Genomic DNA, 1,145 nt, shown 5'->3' on the forward strand with positions numbered 1-1,145 from the left:
AGTCGCTTGCCGCGATATTTTAGCCGTTTCATTCGTTTGCGTTTGTGTGTTTATCTGGTTCAGTGTGTCCTGAAGCGTTTAGATTCGCGAACTCGACGATCGGTCCGAAAGTCCGAGTGACACGGTCAGACCACGGCTCAAGGCCGACGGACCGACGAGAGTGAATCGGCCTTTCAGTCGTCAATCTTCGCGGTCAATACTAACCGTGTTGTACGTTTTCCCTTCCATCACGCCGGGCGGCGTGTAATCGACGTCGTCAGTCCAGAACTCCCGGGTGATGCGGTGGGCAGTCGGGATGATCTGAACCGAGTGCCAGATCGCCTCTTCTACGGTGAGATAGGCTCTGTTGCGTTGCTGTTCGAACTCGTCACCGGAGGCCTGTGCCTGAATGTAATCTTCTTCCCAAGCTTCCGCCGTCTCCTGTTGGACTCGGGTCTCCCACGAATCGGGGTTCGTGGGGTCGTCGCCGTCATCGATACGTTCGCCCCATTGGCTCGCTTGGTTGTTGGCGGTCTGCGGCGGATAGAAACGGAGTAGATTGTCGGGCGCCGGCACCTCGGCCGTGTCGCCGAGTGAGTAGAAGTCGAGGGACTGCTCTTCGACTCCCCTGCTTATGAGCGTGCCATAGTCCGCAGTCTCTAACTCAATTTCCAACCCGATGGCTTCCGCTTTTGACTGAACTCGCTCGCCGACCCGTTCCCAGTCTTCCTCTTCGGACAGCGTCATGGTGTACGACTCACCGACGAGGTCCTCGTCTTCGATGAGTTGCTGCGCCTCATCTATACGCTCTTCACCCATTCCCCACGGATACCCGTCTTGAACGAGTTCGGACGCCTCCGACGAGAGTTGTATATCCTCGCCGTTCAGGTGGGCCTCATAGGCGTCCGCTGGCGAGTCGTACTTGCCGTCCAAGTTGGGGAACATCTCCGGCGGTACGTAATGGTATGCAGGTTCCTGATTCGCGTACAGGTTCTCTGCGATGTCATCAAGATTCAATATCAGCGCTATTGCTCGCCGGACTGCGAGGGAAACCCTGTTAGCGTTGAAGATGATAGAGTCAGAGCCAAGCTGGTTGATCTGAAGATGGTTGACGACGGTACCGTTCTCCAGTTCGAATTCGCCGACCTCGCGCCCATCGCCGATGT

Annotated in this window: 1 protein-coding gene; it reads right to left on the minus strand. The window is 56.5% G+C overall.

Annotated features, from left to right (window positions below; genetic code table 11):
* Positions 1-180 precede the first annotated feature (180 nt).
* On the minus strand, positions 181-1,145 hold a 965-nt coding region (locus U4E84_RS18110), incomplete at its 5' end, for an ABC transporter substrate-binding protein (RefSeq protein WP_322533459.1).

Origin of the sequence: Halorubrum sp. AD140 (assembly GCF_034497445.1) — an archaeon.
Taxonomy (GTDB): Archaea; Halobacteriota; Halobacteria; order Halobacteriales; family Haloferacaceae; genus Halorubrum.